The sequence below is a fragment of the Prochlorococcus marinus str. MIT 9211 genome, assembly GCF_000018585.1.
GTDB lineage: Bacteria > Cyanobacteriota > Cyanobacteriia > PCC-6307 > Cyanobiaceae > Prochlorococcus_D > Prochlorococcus_D marinus_B.
Map to the genome: position 1 here is coordinate 1,219,831 of NC_009976.1, position 15,469 is coordinate 1,235,299.

The following is a 15,469-nucleotide window of genomic DNA, read 5'->3' on the forward strand; positions in this document are numbered from 1 at the left end:
CTAGGTCCACCCTCTTAATTTACCTGGATTAAGTATGCCTTTTGGATCAAAAATCTTTTTAGTATTTACTTGATCACTATCAATAATTCCTAGTCCGCCATCCTCAACACTAATTACATGCGGATTAAAGATAACTGCTCCAACCTTCTTGCAATCATTAATTAATTCCCCCAAAGACTCTTCGCCTTGCCATCTAACAAGTGGCAAAGCAGCTATTCGTTGAGCTCCTTGCTGGCGAACAGCCTCAAGATGCCAAAGAATACTCTTACCCCATTTTTTTCTAATAATGTTCATTGCCTCAACCTCATTTTGCGGTAGAAGCATTTGAAGATAAGTCCAATTTGAATCAATAGATCTCATATGCAATGTGGTGTGGTTCCATGTCAGTTCCCTCAATCCATTACCTCTACCTTCCCCGCCTAAATCTTTAAACCTAGCTCCAATGCTGGAAGAGAGCCTTTCAATAGTAGTAACGCCATCTGGAGCAACTAACAGAAGCAAGCGATGCTTACCATGGCTAACTCCGCTCCAATTAGGAATAGCTTCAATAATCTCCTTTTCCAGCAAGCTTCCCAAAAAAAGATTTACAGATGCATTTGCACAACTTTGCAAAAGATGAACAGCATCAGACCAGTTTTCACAATCAATTACTACCTGTTGCCATTGGATTAAAGAAGAAGTCGCCAAAGTTAATGCTGTAATAATTCCATTAGTTCCGTATGCATGGTTGAGCGACTCTGAAGAACGAGAATTTAATTGCAATATTTTTGGATCTTTTTCAGTGGTCACAACTTCTAGAGCAAGCAAGTGTCCTGGGTCTCGCAAAAAGCCCCACCTAATTGACCCTATACCTCCTGAACCTCCTGCAATAAATCCCCCAATAGATGCCGTTCTCCAGGTGCTTGGCAAGATTCTCAACTGACGTCCCTTTGTTGAAAGATAATTGTCCAAATCACCCATTAAACAACCGCATTCAACAATTACTTGGCCTGTAAAAGAATCAAATTTTCTTATCTTATTAAGAGCTCCCATTAGCATGACCACTCCCCCTTGAAGAGGAACGCACTGACCATAATTGCCAGTTCCTGCACCTCGCAAAGTCAAAGGGATGGAATACTTATAACAAATACCGGCTACTGCAATAACTGCATCAATTGCCAATGGTTTAACTACAAAATCAGCACAACAATGGCCAAGTTTTTCTAATAGGATTGGTGAATAGTCATAAAAATCTCGAGAATATCTTTGAATTTCATTGGCAGAAGATATGATAATTAGTCCATCAACACGAGCAAGATCTTTAAAAAAATTATCTGGCAATCTATTATTCATTTTAAATAATTTTTAAAAGTAGATTGGTTCAAATCAAAACTCTTCTCATGAAGATGTTTACCTTTAATTATTACATTTCGCTTAGGTGGAGAGGCAAGCACCTCTGACCAATTTTTTGCCTCTAAGTAAATAAAGTCTGCAGGGCTACCTAATGAAAAAGTTCCATCCCAATCCATTCCCATTACTCTGGAAGCTGAAGTTGTGAAAGGGGAAAGTCCTAATCTATTCCATGGTGCCAACTGCGCTATAGGCAATGAGAAAGCCATCAAAGAAAGAGGATCAAAGTTTCCGCCAGGGAACCAAGGGTCTTGAACATTATCTCCTCCTATAGCAACATTTACTCCTGCATTTTGAAGATGCCCAATAGGAGCCAATGGCCTTTCTAAGGGTGGGCTTAGTTCTTTGTCCCCAAGCAACCAAGAATTAGTTAAAGGCATTGCCACCACATTTACTTCATGGTGGGCCAGTCGATCTGCACATTCAACCAACGATCGTTTCCCTAGAAGGCTCATGCTACTTAAATGACTACAAGTTAAAGGAACTTTTAAGTCAATCTGATCAAGAACGTTTATCAATTGCCTCAATCCAGCACCTGGAGAAATATGTGATTCATCTATATGTAAATCAACTCCACAACCAAAATCATTAGCCAGGTTGAATAATTTATATAAGTGATCTCTAGTCTCCCTTTTACAAAAAGGTGGGGTAAGCACACCTCCTAAGAGTCCTTGATGACATGCGACCTTTCTAGCAAAAGTTTTACCATTTTTAGTGCTCCAATAATCCAAAGGGACCATTGCTACAAATTGCAATTGAATTAATTGCTTCCATTCATTTTGAAGATCAACTAGAACCTCCCATGTTTGATCTGCAAAAGGCCCAAAACTATCAACATGACTTCTAATTGCCCTCAGCCCATTTTTCAAAGCAAGCTGTAAACATCTCTCCGCACTAAGTCGAACTTGCATAACTGAGCGGGTTAGATGCTCTTGAAGGTTTGCTTTTAAAGCACCCTCGTAGCTCCCCTCTAAATTTGGGAAGTTTTGCCAAGTAAATGCTTTATCAATATGAGCATGAGGTTCAACGAATCTAGGAAGAAGAAGTTTTAATGATGATCTATTAGGTATATCAATTGCTTCCAGCTTAGTAATACGGTCCTGATGCCAAGTAATACGAATGGGAGAAAGCCCATCCAGAGTAACTTTTGAAGCTAAATTTTGACTAATTAAGCCTCTAGGAACAAAAGCCTCAAGAGAAGAAATATCTAAATCTTCTGTTCTTTTGCCAATCATTTCTAATCCTGTAAAGAAGAATTGGTAAATTCATAGATACGCGGCGGGCGTCGCCAAGTGGTTAAGGCAGCGGCTTGTGGCGCCGCTATTCGGGGGTTCGAATCCCCTCGCTCGCCCTGATTAAACAATTTTATGGAGTGAGAACCTTTGGCAAAATTAAAATTGGCTTAATAGTCGCAATATAAGAAAAACAAACACTCTTTCAGAGCAATCAACTTTCGCCGTGTTATCAACTAAAACACTTCCATCAAGCAAAGCTCAGGAGAGCCTACAAAGTCCAACCAAAGGAAGCTACTGGATTACCACCTTTGGCTGTCAAATGAATAAAGCCGACTCTGAGCGTATGGCAGGCATTCTTGAAAGGATGGGTTACAAACAAGCAGAGGAAGAATTACAGGCAGATTTAGTTCTTTACAACACTTGCACTATCAGAGATAACGCTGAGCAAAAAGTTTACAGCTATCTTGGCAGACAAGCTCTTAGAAAAAAATTATTTCCTCAGCTCAAGCTGATTGTTGCTGGTTGCGTTGCTCAACAAGAAGGTGAATCTCTACTTAGAAGAGTCCCAGAACTAGATCTCGTAATGGGACCTCAACATGCAAATCGACTAGAAACCTTGCTAAACAAAGTGGAAACAGGGCAACAAGTTTTAGCTACAGAAGAGCTTTACATCATCGAAGACTTAACCACCGCAAGAAGAGATAGTTCAATATGTGCCTGGGTAAACGTCATTTATGGATGCAATGAAAGATGCACATATTGTGTAGTCCCTTCTGTACGAGGCAAAGAACAATCAAGAACCCCTCCAGCCATAAAACGTGAAATAGAAAATCTCGCAAATACAGGTTTTAAAGAAGTGACTTTACTAGGACAAAACATTGATGCATATGGACGCGATTTACCAGGTACAACCCCTCAAGGTCGTAAAAAAAATACTCTCACTGATCTTCTTTATTACATTCATGATATTGAGGGAATTGAACGTATTCGATTTGCGACAAGTCACCCTCGTTATTTCACTTCAAGACTAATAGAGGCTTGTGCAGAACTCCCAAAAGTTTGCGAACACTTTCATATCCCTTTCCAAAGCGGTGACGATGAAATCCTCAATCAGATGAGAAGAGGATACAAAATTAAGACCTACAAAAAAATTATTGGTCGCATTCGAGAACTCATGCCTAATGCATCAATAACTGCCGATGTAATAGTTGCCTTCCCTGGAGAAACAAATGAACAATTTCAACGCTCTCTAAGCCTTGTAGAAGAGATTGGTTTTGATCAACTAAATACTGCTGCTTATTCACCAAGGCCTAATACGCCCGCAGCTTTATGGCCAAATCAAATACCAGAAGAAATAAAGATTGAAAGGCTAAGAAAACTAAATTCTCTTGTAGAAATTAAAGCTAAAGAAAGGAATGTACGCTATAAGGACAGAGTAGAAGAAGTTCTTGCTGAAAATACTAATCCAAAAGATAAACAACAATTAATGGGAAGGACTAGAACCAATCGTCTAACTTTTTTCCCTAAAGTAGACAATCAGGGTAATTCCTATAAGCCTGGGGATCTGGTAAAAGTAAGAGTGAAAGATATTCGCGCATTTTCCTTAAGTGGAGTAATTGAAAATTAAAAAGATAATCGCATGAGCTACTTTTCATTAAACAGCAATTAATATCTTTATATGTCAAAATCTAAAACAAAAGTATGCGTCATTTTTGGAGGGGTTTCTGGGGAACACAATGTATCCATTCAATCTGCGATTACAGTAGTTAATGCATTAAAGCAAGGAGAAAATGCAAATCGCTTTGAAGTAATAAGCCTATATATAGATTCGCAAGGTAGATGGATGAATAACAATGTTGCAAAGGAAGTTTTAAGCAATGGTCGAAAACCTTCCACAAATGAAACTCCAGAAAACTTATCAAGCCAAGGTTTTAGATATTTTCCAGAAGATATAGAAGAAATAGATGTTTGGTTTCCAGTCCTTCATGGCCCAAACGGAGAAGATGGCACAATTCAGGGACTCTTAAAGTTAACAGGAAAGCCTTTCGTTGGATCTGGGGTGCTCGGTTCGGCATTAGGCATGGATAAGATTGCCATGAAAATAGCTTTTGCCTCGGCAAATTTGCCTCAAGTTAAATACTTCTCAATTAATAAAAATGAACTTATAAACCCTCATGCACATTCATTATTCATTAAAAGAATAGAAGCCAAGCTTGGATATCCATGTTTTATAAAGCCAGCCAATCTTGGTTCATCAGTTGGTATTACAAAGGCATACAACAAACAACAACTCATAGAAGGCCTAAACATTGCTGCAAATCATGACCCAAGGATAGTTATTGAGGAGAGTGTCACTGGTAGAGAACTTGAATGTGGGGTACTTGGGAAAGAGAAGATGATTGCTTCAACAGTAGGGGAAGTAAAGCATCAATCTGATTGGTATGACTATCAAGCAAAGTATTCAGGAGTCTCTAGTGAAGTCTTAATTCCTGCCCCCATATCTGAAGAGATTTCAAAGAAAATTCAAGAATTATCTTTACTTGCATGCAAAGCAATCTCAGTAGAAGGCATTGCAAGAGTTGATTTTTTCTACAAAGAAGATACTAATCATGTTTTGATTAATGAAATAAATACCTTACCTGGCTTTACCATGCAAAGCATGTATCCAATGCTCTGGAATCAATCTGGATTAAATATCGAAAAACTAGTGGCAATTTTGGTAGAAACGGCTCAAGATTGAATTAACTTAATTCTCTTTTTGATAAGGAAAACGCTCTTGCTGAAACAATGACTCACGGACTACTTTGGTTCCCTTTATTAATAGCTTTTGTCCTTTTAACTGGCCTTGGTTGGATTGAGAAAAGGCGTCAGGCACTCTACAGAAGTTGGGCTAAAGGTGCGGAATTGGCAAAATTAGATAGCTCTGGAGCTGCTCGCCTTAAAGAAGGAATCCTTTGCTGGAGTAATTTTGAAGCAGGGAAGTTCAACGACAAGGATTCTTTTGAAATCAAACAGTTAGAACTTGTTGAGCTTATGGCACTTAGTTCTGGAGAAGCGCCACTAACCAATGAATCCCAAGGTCAATGCCGCTTAAGGCTTATTGGTTCAGGGAAAGAAACAGATGTACCGTTTGCAGATGCAGAAAGGGCCCGTGAATGGATGTCTCAACTTATGGAAAAAGCTCGTTGTGATCTGTGAAAAGAAGAAGTTCCAAAAGAATCTCTCTCAAAGATCTTTCTCCTCTTCTTATAAACCTATGGAGATTAACTTTTTTTAGCGTTATATCATTTACATTCGGCTTCTTAATCTTCAAGAATGGCTGGGAGGAAATTGATACTAGTCAAATTCATATAGAAGGCAATAGTTATTTAGACAAGGACTTAATAATCCAAGGCATGGGAATCAAACTCCCTTCTCCTCTTCTAGCAATCAACCCCAAACAAATTGAAGAGAATCTCTTAAAAAAACTACCCATAAAAGCAACAAAATCAGGTCGAATCATTACACCACCAACAATTTATATACAAATACTCGAAAGAAAACCAATTGCCTTCGCTACAAGGACTACTGTAAATGGCATTGAACAAGGCATGCTAGACGCAGAAGCTCATTGGATTCCTATATACGATCAAATTCAAGCAAAAAAGATCCTTAACAAACAAAGTATGCATATTCAGGGTTGGTCTGAGAATCAAAAGGAACTGATCTCATACATCATTAATAATCAAGAAAAGCTCAGTAGTCCTCTAGAAAAGATAATTTTGAGCCCCAATGGAGACATCAGCTTTAAAACAAGGGATTTTGAGTTCATCTATTTAGGCAGTAATCATAGTTTGTTAAAAAAACAAATTTCTACCCTTTCTCACCTTATGAAGGCTTTACCAAGTCAGTTTAAAAACAAGAAAACGACTATTGATCTAAAAGACCCCTCAAATCCCAAATTACTATTGGAATAGATAGGGTTCTAATAAAAAATCAGATAACGTATTGTTCCAAATTTGGACAATTTTTCGAGAAAAGTCAGTGAACTCTGATTTATTACCCTATTAATATCTAGAGATTATTGAAAAACCCAACAGAACTCTATTACTAGTTCATAATGCACAAAAAATTAGCGTTTAAACTCTCGATATGGCTATAGGCATGGGAAACAATTTGGGGGCTTCCAAAGTTGAAGACATTCAACCAAGCCAAAACGCTCGAATTGAAGTTATCGGAGTAGGCGGTGGAGGTAGTAATGCCGTCAACCGGATGATTCTTAGTGACTTAAAAGGGGTTTCATATAGGGTTCTCAATACAGATGCTCAAGCATTACTTCAATCTTCTGCCGAAAACAGAGTGCAACTAGGCCAAACTCTCACTAGAGGGTTAGGAGCAGGAGGAAATCCAAGCATTGGCCAAAAGGCTGCAGAAGAATCCCGCGCTGATCTTCAACAAGCCTTAGAAGGTGCAGATCTGGTATTTATAGCTGCAGGGATGGGAGGAGGAACGGGGACAGGAGCAGCTCCTGTAGTTGCTGAAGTTGCAAAAGAGACTGGTGCACTGACTGTGGCAATTGTTACGAAGCCATTTGGATTTGAAGGTCGCCGTCGAATGCGTCAAGCCGATGAAGGGATTGAAAGACTTGCAGAGAATGTTGACACTCTGATTGTGATTCCCAATGACCGTCTCAAAGATGTAAATGCAGGAGCACCTCTTCAAGAAGCATTCAGAAATGCAGATGACATTCTAAGAATGGGAGTGAAAGGCATCAGTGACATAATTACATGTCCTGGTCTTGTAAATGTGGACTTCGCAGATGTCAGATCTGTAATGACAGAAGCAGGAACTTCCTTGCTTGGAATTGGTTTTGGATCAGGTCGTTCTAGAGCAGTAGAAGCTGCCCAGGCAGCAATAAACAGCCCGCTATTAGAAGCAAGTCGTATTGATGGCGCTAGAGGATGTGTATTAAATATTACTGGTGGGAAAGATATGACCCTAGAAGATATGACTACAGCATCAGAGGTGATTGCTGATGTGGTCGACCCAGAAGCAAATATTATCGTTGGAGCAGTTATTGACCCTGAACTTGACGGAGAGGTACAAGTCACTGTTATAGCAACAGGTTTCAATGGGAGCCAACCATACAAGAATCAAAAGTCAGGGGCTAAGTTATCTCCTCAAGCGTTTTATAGACAAGGTGCTAGTAAAGAAGCTGGAGCAAGCATTCCTGAGTTTCTAAGACTCCGCCAAATCAGAAAAGATCCGGAAAACTAGATTTTTAGGTGACCCGGAGTCCACGCCTGCTTCAAGCATCCCGTTTGGCTGCTACCTTCCGGTTCTGACCAGGTATAGGCGTCAAAGCCGCATAGGTCCGAGTCGTCTCAATCTTAGCAACCTCAATGTTTTAGCAAAACAGCTAAATGATTCCAAAGGAATTAGCTCTACTTAAAGAGCTAGGAAAACCAATCACAGTCCTTACTGCATGGGATAGCTTGTCATCGGCAATTGTTGAGGCTGCAGGAGCAGATGTTGTACTAGTAGGAGATTCCTTGGCCATGTTTGTTCATGGTCATACATCAACATTACCTGTAACACTTGAGCAAATGCTCCTTCATGCACAGGCTGTAGGGAGAGGTTTCGTTAATCCAGCCGAAAAACAACCTTTAGTTGTGTGTGATCTGCCCTTCCTAAGTTTTCAATGCGGAGAAGATAGAGCCGTTTCAGCTGCAGGGACTTTACTAAAGCACTCATGTACTTCTGCTGTAAAAATTGAAGGTGCCGAACCGGAAGTTCTAAAAGTTATCGAACGTTTAATAAGAATGGGAATACCTGTAATGGGACATCTTGGATTGACGCCTCAATCAGTTAACAATCTTGGTTATCGAAAACAAGCCGAAGATCCAATCAGTCAAAAAAAAATCATGCGTCAGGGTATTCAATTAGAGGAAGCTGGATGCTTTGCAATAGTTTTAGAGCATGTTCCAGAGACGCTTGCTCTTCAATTGAAAAGCAAACTAAGAGTTCCTGTCATCGGAATAGGCGCTGGTGAAAACTGCGATGGACAAGTAAGAGTGACAGCTGACTTACTTGGTCTTACGAAAAAACAACCACCTTTTAGCAAGCCCCTTATAAAAGGACGGGAAATATTTGTTGGTGCTCTTAAAAACTGGGTTGAGCAACAGCGGACTTAGGGAGAGAGTCCCACCATAAAAGCATTTCTACAAGGACTTGATTACTGACATTCATTCCCACTGGATCAGTCAATACAAACCTCTTACCTTGCCGCTTTAACCAACCTTTCTCAATAGCTCCATTCCAGTGGTTTTCCAATTCTTTCAAAAAAATATTGCTATGAGTTTGATCCCACCCCCATTCAATAGCCATTTCTTCAAAATTTATCCCCTCGCGTCTACGGAGTCCAACAAGAAAAAGTTCGTCCAAATCTATTGAACTTTGATTTGTAGGGAGCAAGGATTTGTCTATACCTTCTAACTCTTGCTTTAGAAGCCATGCTTCATAAGCAGCTCTTGTTTTTGGTCGCTCTAATCTTTTTCCCCAAGGACAACTTGTGGCACCTAATCCAAATCCCCACCATCTAGCCCCACTCCAATAAACTCTATTATGTCGAGAAGTATGACCAGGTAATGCAAAATTAGAAATCTCATAACGCGAATAACCAGCTTCTTGAAGTATTGAACTAGTTAAGGAAGTAATATCCGCAGCAAATTCATCGCTTGGTAAATTCAATTCGCCTCGAGATTGTCTCCATGCAAACACTGTTCCTTCCTCAATACTAAGATCATAGATAGAAAGATGTGGCGGAGAAATCTCCAAGAGTTTTTTGAGTTGTTGTTCCCAAGTAAATAAATTTTGTTTTGGGAGGTTCTGAATAAGGTCTAAACTCCAACTAAATAGATTCCCTTGGCTATAAGCTTTTTTTATCCATTGGCAAGAATCAAATAATTGCGAAGAATCATGTCTTCTGCCAAGCATAGAAAGTGCTTCATTATCAAAACTTTGTGCACCAAGACTCAGTCTCGTAATACCAATTTCTAAATACTCTCGAAGATCTTCTTCATTAAAACTTGCCGGATCAACCTCAACAGTAACTTCCGCACCATCTTGAAGTCCAAAGTGATCAAAAAGATGTTGTAACAAATCACCTAGTTGATTAGGAGTCAAAAGAGAAGGAGTTCCTCCTCCTATATAAACGGTTGACAAAGGCGAGGCTTGGGGAGCCAAGGAAATTTCTCTGAAAAGTAGTTTTAAATAAGACTTAATTGATTTACTCCCAGCAGCTCCTTCCCCGCGAGCTTTATCTCCCAAAGGCACAATAGGAAAGTCACAATAAAAACAACGTCTATGACAAAACGGAATATGCAAGTAAGCACTTCTAGGTTCTTTCACGACTTCATCTATAAATCAATCCGCAAAGGTGTGCAGATTTTTCTAGGCTGATACCTTAAAGATGAATCATGCTGCATATACAAAAAGCAGGTCCCAAAAATTAATTCCATGGCGGGCTTCCTGACAATTATTTTATTCCTAATTGCTGGAGCTGCTAGCTCTTGGCTTGGGTTTGAGTATTTACCCGAGAAAGTTGTGCAAGGTGCTTCCTACTTTGGGGAAACAAAAACTGTAATTACAGCTCTTGGAGGGTTTCTAGGACTAATAACAGGAATTCTTTTTCAGCAATTAACGACAAAAATCACTCAAGAAACAAAAAGCACACCTACGGATCTTCTAGTAAGCAGATCTGTAGGCCTAATCCTAGGGTTACTGATTGCCAATCTTCTTTTAGCGCCATTATTGCTATTGCCACTTGCAAAAGAAGTGTTTTATATAAAGCCTCTTATTGCAATATTAAGCAACATTTTTTTTGGAGTTCTTGGCTACAACCTCGCAGAAGTGCATGGCAGAACATTCCTTAGGTTGTTAAATCCAAACAGCACAGAAGCTCTTTTAATAGCTGAAGGTATTCTTACTCCTGCAAGTGGAAAAATTCTTGACACAAGTGTAATTATTGATGGACGAATTCAAGGCCTTTTAAAATGTGGACTTATAGAAGGGCAGGTGATTGTAGCTCAAACTGTTATCGAAGAATTGCAACAATTAGCTGATTCAAGTAACAACGAAAAAAGGGCAAAAGGAAGACGAGGACTAAAGCTATTAACAGAGTTAAGAGAAGACTATGGCAGAAGACTTGTAATAAATAGCACAAAGTATCAGGGTCAAGGTACTGACGACCGTCTCTTGAAATTAACTGAAGATACAGGCGGGACTTTAATTACTGCAGATTTCAATCTCTCGCAAGTAGCCCAAGTCAAAGAATTAAGAGTATTAAATCTCAGTGATTTGGTCATTGCCCTGAGACCAGAAGTACAGCCAGGAGAAAAACTCAACCTAAAAATTGTTCGAGAAGGAAAGGAAGAAACACAAGGTGTTGGTTATCTTGAAGACGGAACAATGGTGGTTATCGAAGGTGCTAGGAAATCTATAGGTGAGCGCTTAGAAGTTATTGTCACAGGAGCTTTACAGACTTCTACAGGCAGAATGATTTTTGGAAAGCTTGAGAAAGATCATCCGGCCAACAAATCTGACAAAAAAAAGCCCTCTTCTAGCCAGTCGTAGCTAGGCTCAAAACCTGGACAAATTTATTTCATATGACTGTATCTGCTCCTTACTACGGAGACTCCTCAGTACTCAAAACTCCTCCTCCTGACCTTCCTTCACTGCTTCTAAAGGAAAGGATTGTATATCTTGGACTTCCTTTGTTTTCGGATGATGATGCCAAGAGACAACTTGGGATGGATGTTACCGAATTGATAGTTGCTCAACTTCTTTATTTAGAGTTCGACAATCCAGATAAACCTGTTTACTTCTATATCAATTCAACAGGTACAAGTTGGTACACAGGAGATGCCATAGGTTTTGAGACAGAAGCATTTGCCATTTGTGACACCATTAGCTACATAAAACCCCCAGTTCATACAATCTGCATAGGACAAGCGATGGGGACTGCCGCCGTAATCCTATCTGCAGGGACAAAAGGGCAACGCGCTGCTCTACCTCATTCATCAATAGTTCTTCACCAACCCAGGAGTGGGGCTCAAGGACAAGCAACTGATATACAGATCAGAGCGAAAGAAGTGATACATAACAAGCAGTCCATGCTTGAAATACTTTCAAAAAATACTGGTCGTAGTGTTGAAGAGCTATCTAAAGATTCAGATCGAATGAGTTATCTCAATCCAAACCAAGCGGTTGAATATGGGTTAATCGACAGAGTCCTTAAAAGCAGAAAAGATTTACCTTGCCCAACTCCAGAAACCTAATCAAAATTTGCGAAGCAATGTCGCCTTAAAACTTCTAAAACCTCTCAGTTATCACCTTTCAAAAACTTTTTTTATTATGCCAATTGGTACTCCAAGTGTTCCTTATAGACTTCCAGGCAGCCAATTTGAACGCTGGGTAGATATTTATACAAGACTAGGAGCTGAAAGGATCCTATTTCTTGGTCAAGAAGTTAATGATGGCGTGGCTAACAGCCTTGTAGCGCAAATGCTTTACCTTGATTCTGAAGACAGCACAAAACCTATCTACTTATACATCAATAGCCCTGGAGGATCAGTGACTGCTGGTCTGGCTATATATGACACCATGAAATATGTAAAAAGTGATGTAGTAACTATTTGCGTTGGTCTTGCGGCATCTATGGGTGCATTCCTTTTATCAGCAGGTACAAAGAACAAACGCTTAGCCTTACCCCACAGTCGCATCATGATTCATCAACCTCTTGGTGGGACATCTCAAAGACAAGCAAGTGATATAGAAATTGAAGCTAAAGAAATTCTTCGAATCAAAGAGATGTTAAATAGATCATTAGCTGAGATGACAGGGCAGAGCTTTGAAAAAATCGAAAAGGATACTGACAGAGACTACTTTCTTAGTGCAAAAGAAGCAGAAGAGTATGGCTTAATTGACAAAGTAATCTGTCATCCCAATGAAGCTTAGTGATCTAATTTTCTGAAAGTTTCTTAGAATCAAACAAACTTTTAATTGAAGCGTTTAATAGGTTTTATACGCTCTCTTTCGAAAGCCCTGCACTAATACAGAACGAACACAGCAACCTAATGGCTCAACTCTTTTACGACTCAGATGCAGACCTTAGCCTCTTAAGTGGCAAAACCGTTGCAATTATTGGCTATGGATCGCAAGGTCATGCACATGCATTAAACCTAAAAGACAGCGGAATTAATGTTGTTGTAGGGCTTTATGACGGAAGTCGATCTGCTAGCAAAGCAATCGCCGATGGTCTTGAAGTTCTAAGCGTGGGAGAAGCTTCAGCAAAAGCTGATTGGATAATGGTTCTTCTCCCAGATGAGTTCCAAAAGGATGTATATAACAAAGAGATATCTCCCCACCTGCAACCAGGAAAAGTTTTAAGTTTTGCGCATGGTTTCAATATTCGCTTTGAGTTGATAAAGCCACCATCTTTTGTTGATGTCGTGATGATTGCACCCAAAGGACCTGGTCACACTGTGCGTTGGGAATTTCAAAATGGTCAAGGCGTACCAGCGCTTTTTGCTATAGAACAAGATGCCTCAGGCAAAGCAAGAGATCTTGCAATGGCTTATGCAAAAGGTATTGGAGGAACTCGAGCAGGCATTCTTGAAACTAATTTCAAAGAAGAAACAGAAACTGACTTATTTGGTGAGCAAGCTGTTCTTTGTGGAGGTCTTTCAGCACTTGTAAAAGCTGGGTTTGAAACACTTGTAGATGCTGGTTATCAACCAGAATTAGCCTATTTTGAATGTCTTCATGAGGTAAAACTAATTGTCGACCTAATGGTAAAGGGCGGGCTAACTGCTATGAGAGATTCAATCTCAAATACTGCCGAGTATGGTGACTACATATCTGGTCCCAGGTTAATTACATCAGAAACAAAAGCTGAGATGAAGAGAATACTTTCTGATATTCAAGATGGAACTTTCGCCAGAAACTTTGTAGCCGAGTGTGAAGCCGGAAAACCCGAGATGAAAAGGATTCGAAATGAAGACGCTGCTTTACCTGTTGAACAAGTTGGTAAAGGTCTGCGAGCAATGTTCAGCTGGTTAAAAACAGACTGAAAATTTCTACATTATTAATCTTGGCCGCAGTTTTATTAGATTTAGCTGCAGGAGATCCCAAAAAGCTTCCCCATCCAGTAGTTTTTATGGGCTACTTAATCAACTTTTTACAAAAAAAAGTTGAATCATTTGCTGAGGAAAATATCCTTAGTTTACGCTTAGGCGGAGTATTAATAACTTTTATAGTATTTACTACTGCAGGCCTCAGTGGCTGGATGATTGAGCGATTAGCTTACAAAGAATCATTTTTTCCTATTTTATTTAATAATTCAATTCTTATAATTTCTTTAGCAAGTTGCTTGTCAGCCCGAAGTCTTTATGACAGCATTTTGAGAGTGATTAATAGTTTAAACAATCAATCTTCTGAAGAATCTATAGAAGCTGCACGTAAAGAGCTTGGTTATATTGTTGGTCGAGATGTTGATCAATTAGAAAAGCAAGAAATACTAAGAGCGACTGCAGAAACTGCTAGCGAAAATGCTGTTGATGGAGTTTTTGCTCCTCTATTTTGGATGGCAACTGGTATTTTACTTTGGAACATCTCTCCTAATTTGCCAGGTCCATTAGCATGTGCTTTTGCATTTAAATCTGCTAGCACAATGGATTCCATGCTGGGTTATCGTGAAGGTAATTTAAGATGGCTTGGCACAGCAAGTGCTCGATTAGATGACATTTTGACTTTTATTCCTTGCAGATTAGTATTGCTTTCACTGCCTTTGGTAAGTCGTCCATTAAATGAATTACCTAATCTTGTGAAAGGTGCTTTTGAAGATGGTTCAAAAGATTTATCTCCTAATTCCGGTTTATCAGAAGCAATCTTTGCTTACTGTGCGGGAATAAAGATGGGTGGAGCAAACTTATATAAAGGGAAGCTAATATATAAACCAATACTTTCTAAATATTCACCAGAAGCAAACAAAGAAGGTATTTACAATATCCTAAAGATTGGATTTTATCTGGAAATGCTTTGGCTAATCTCAATAATGACTATTTCAATAACATTCAACTAGTATGCACCTCTATCAATAGGAAATAATAATACAAAAAATGTACGCATAATTATTCTAAAGTCCATCCAAATATTCTTTTGTCTTACATATACAAGGTCTAAGCTAATGCGTCTTTTATAACTTAGGTTATTTCTTCCACTGATTTGCCACAAGCCTGTTATTCCTGGTCTTACTGAGTTAACTTCCTCCATAAATTCTCCGTAGCGCTCTACCTCTTCTGGAACAATTGGCCTTGGTCCCACAACACTCATTTCACCTCTTAGAACATTAAAAAATTGTGGTAATTCGTCAAGGCTAGTTCTCCTAAGAAATTTGCCAATTGATGTTATTCTAGGATCATTTCTTAATTTAAAATCCTTTTGAAACTCTTCCTTTAAAAGTGAGTTCTCTTCAAGTAAATTATTTAATATATCTTCTGCTTCAGGATGCATTGTACGAAACTTTATACAACCAAATCTAGAAAAGTTTCGACCAACTCTTTCCTGAACATAGAAAACAGGGCCAACAGAACTTAGCTTGACCAATAAAGCAAACAAAAGAAAGAATGGAAACCCTACTAGCAAAATTGATAGAGAAAAAATAATATCTGCAAATCTTTTTATAGACCTGTAATAATAGTTCTTTCTTATGATCTGATCATCTTGGGAAAATTGTTGATCTAATGCCATGGATCAAAAATAGAACATCTTTTTAGTAATTATAAAAAAGCAACTTCTATGATAAA

The 15,469-nt window shown here is 39.1% G+C and carries 15 protein-coding genes, 1 tRNA gene and 1 other RNA gene; 12 read left to right on the forward strand and 5 right to left on the reverse strand.

What is annotated here, in order from left to right; genetic code table 11:
• Entirely contained in the window at positions 1 to 1,332 is a 1,332-nt protein-coding gene (locus P9211_RS06565) for an FAD-binding oxidoreductase (RefSeq protein ID WP_012195903.1), read from the reverse strand.
• Positions 1,329 to 2,624, reverse strand: a complete 1,296-nt coding sequence (locus tag P9211_RS06570) for an amidohydrolase family protein (protein ID WP_012195904.1) — start codon at positions 2,622 to 2,624, stop codon at positions 1,329 to 1,331. The genes P9211_RS06565 and P9211_RS06570 overlap by 4 nt, the downstream gene beginning before the upstream one ends.
• Positions 2,625 to 2,667: 43 nt before the next feature.
• Between P9211_RS06570 and P9211_RS06575 the strand changes: the two genes are divergently transcribed.
• The 6 genes from P9211_RS06575 (at position 2,668) to ftsZ (ending at position 7,880) form a co-directional block, all read left to right on the forward strand.
• Positions 2,668 to 2,740, forward strand: a tRNA-His gene (locus P9211_RS06575).
• Positions 2,741 to 2,943: 203 nt separating this feature from the next.
• Complete coding sequence (miaB, locus tag P9211_RS06580; RefSeq protein ID WP_263969738.1) at positions 2,944 to 4,251, forward strand: tRNA (N6-isopentenyl adenosine(37)-C2)-methylthiotransferase MiaB; 1,308 nt, start codon at positions 2,944 to 2,946, stop codon at positions 4,249 to 4,251.
• A 51-nt stretch (positions 4,252 to 4,302) separates the two neighbouring features.
• Positions 4,303 to 5,364 (forward strand): D-alanine--D-alanine ligase family protein, encoded by a 1,062-nt coding sequence (locus P9211_RS06585; RefSeq protein WP_012195906.1) that lies wholly within the window; start codon positions 4,303 to 4,305, stop codon positions 5,362 to 5,364.
• A gap of 47 nt (positions 5,365 to 5,411) precedes the next feature.
• A complete protein-coding gene (locus tag P9211_RS06590; protein ID WP_012195907.1) occupies positions 5,412 to 5,822 on the forward strand; it encodes a hypothetical protein in 411 nt (136 codons plus the stop codon).
• Positions 5,819 to 6,580, forward strand: coding sequence for a cell division protein FtsQ/DivIB (locus tag P9211_RS06595; protein WP_012195908.1), 762 nt, complete (start codon positions 5,819 to 5,821; stop codon positions 6,578 to 6,580). The genes P9211_RS06590 and P9211_RS06595 overlap by 4 nt, the downstream gene beginning before the upstream one ends.
• Positions 6,581 to 6,761: 181 nt before the next feature.
• Positions 6,762 to 7,880 (forward strand): cell division protein FtsZ, encoded by a 1,119-nt coding sequence (gene ftsZ / locus P9211_RS06600; protein WP_086934912.1) that lies wholly within the window; start codon positions 6,762 to 6,764, stop codon positions 7,878 to 7,880.
• Between the two features lie 7 nt (positions 7,881 to 7,887).
• On the opposite strand, the gene ffs is transcribed toward ftsZ, so the two are convergent.
• Positions 7,888 to 7,984: signal recognition particle sRNA small type (gene ffs, locus P9211_RS09375), an RNA gene on the reverse strand.
• 42 nt (positions 7,985 to 8,026) lie between these two features.
• Between ffs and panB the strand changes: the two genes are divergently transcribed.
• Positions 8,027 to 8,797 carry a 3-methyl-2-oxobutanoate hydroxymethyltransferase gene (panB, locus tag P9211_RS06605; protein ID WP_012195910.1) on the forward strand — a complete coding sequence of 257 codons (771 nt, stop codon included), beginning with the start codon at positions 8,027 to 8,029 and terminating at the stop codon, positions 8,795 to 8,797.
• Here the strand turns inward: panB and hemW are convergent.
• Positions 8,766 to 10,013: a radical SAM family heme chaperone HemW gene (gene hemW, locus P9211_RS06610; RefSeq protein ID WP_012195911.1), complete on the reverse strand. Its 1,248-nt coding sequence runs from the start codon at positions 10,011 to 10,013 to the stop codon at positions 8,766 to 8,768. The genes panB and hemW overlap by 32 nt on opposite strands.
• A 108-nt stretch (positions 10,014 to 10,121) precedes the next feature.
• Between hemW and P9211_RS06615 the strand changes: the two genes are divergently transcribed.
• From P9211_RS06615 to cbiB, 5 genes are all read left to right on the forward strand, one after another.
• Positions 10,122 to 11,237, forward strand: a complete 1,116-nt coding sequence (locus P9211_RS06615; protein WP_012195912.1) for a PIN/TRAM domain-containing protein — start codon at positions 10,122 to 10,124, stop codon at positions 11,235 to 11,237.
• A 32-nt stretch (positions 11,238 to 11,269) separates the two neighbouring features.
• On the forward strand, positions 11,270 to 11,941 hold the full coding sequence (locus P9211_RS06620; RefSeq protein ID WP_012195913.1) for an ATP-dependent Clp protease proteolytic subunit: 672 nt from the start codon (positions 11,270 to 11,272) through the stop codon (positions 11,939 to 11,941).
• Positions 11,942 to 12,017: 76 nt separating this feature from the next.
• Positions 12,018 to 12,620, forward strand: coding sequence for an ATP-dependent Clp protease proteolytic subunit (locus P9211_RS06625; RefSeq protein WP_041391577.1), 603 nt, complete (start codon positions 12,018 to 12,020; stop codon positions 12,618 to 12,620).
• A 119-nt stretch (positions 12,621 to 12,739) separates the two neighbouring features.
• Entirely contained in the window at positions 12,740 to 13,735 is a 996-nt protein-coding gene (ilvC, locus tag P9211_RS06630; RefSeq protein WP_012195915.1) for a ketol-acid reductoisomerase, read from the forward strand.
• Between the two features lie 20 nt (positions 13,736 to 13,755).
• Positions 13,756 to 14,745, forward strand: coding sequence for an adenosylcobinamide-phosphate synthase CbiB (cbiB, locus tag P9211_RS06635; RefSeq protein WP_012195916.1), 990 nt, complete (start codon positions 13,756 to 13,758; stop codon positions 14,743 to 14,745).
• Here cbiB and P9211_RS06640 read toward each other — a convergent pair.
• Positions 14,742 to 15,413: a sugar transferase gene (locus P9211_RS06640; RefSeq protein WP_012195917.1), complete on the reverse strand. Its 672-nt coding sequence runs from the start codon at positions 15,411 to 15,413 to the stop codon at positions 14,742 to 14,744. The two genes, cbiB and P9211_RS06640, sit on opposite strands and share 4 nt — an antisense overlap.
• Positions 15,414 to 15,469: the final 56 nt, after the last annotated feature.